Below are 396 nucleotides of genomic sequence, written 5' to 3' on the forward strand. Positions count from 1 at the left end.
GGGTTGTGGGCAGTTGCGCCATCACGGCTTGGTGTTCAGGCCACACAGGTATCAGGCGGACTATACCGGAAGGCCCCAGCAGAACCACGTTGAAGGCGTGGTTAATGGCCGCGCGCGTGCTTGTCTCAAGTCCGTGTTGCGTAATGGCCGTATTGAGCGCCGCCTCCAAGGCTGCTGGGCGCACTTCGCCCGCAACAGGCGCCAGCGTTGACCAGCTCCGACCCTGCTGCTCGAGGTGACACAGAAATCGTGAAATCCTAGAGCGATGTTGCTGGGAAAGGGTTGTGGGCAGTTGCGCCATCACGTCTTGGTGTGCGGGCCACACAGGTATCAGGCGGACCTGACCGGAAGGCCCTTGCAGAAACACGTTGAAGGCGTGGTTAATGGCCGCGCGCG

General features: G+C 61.4%; 1 protein-coding gene. It reads right to left on the reverse strand.

The features are described 5' to 3' along the window. Positions 1 to 396, reverse strand: a 396-nt coding sequence (locus WLY71_RS30790; protein WP_347806596.1) for a hypothetical protein, incomplete at both ends; no start/stop codon positions are given.

Source organism: Pseudomonas rossensis, from assembly GCF_039888995.1.
Lineage (GTDB): Bacteria > Pseudomonadota > Gammaproteobacteria > Pseudomonadales > Pseudomonadaceae > Aquipseudomonas > Aquipseudomonas rossensis.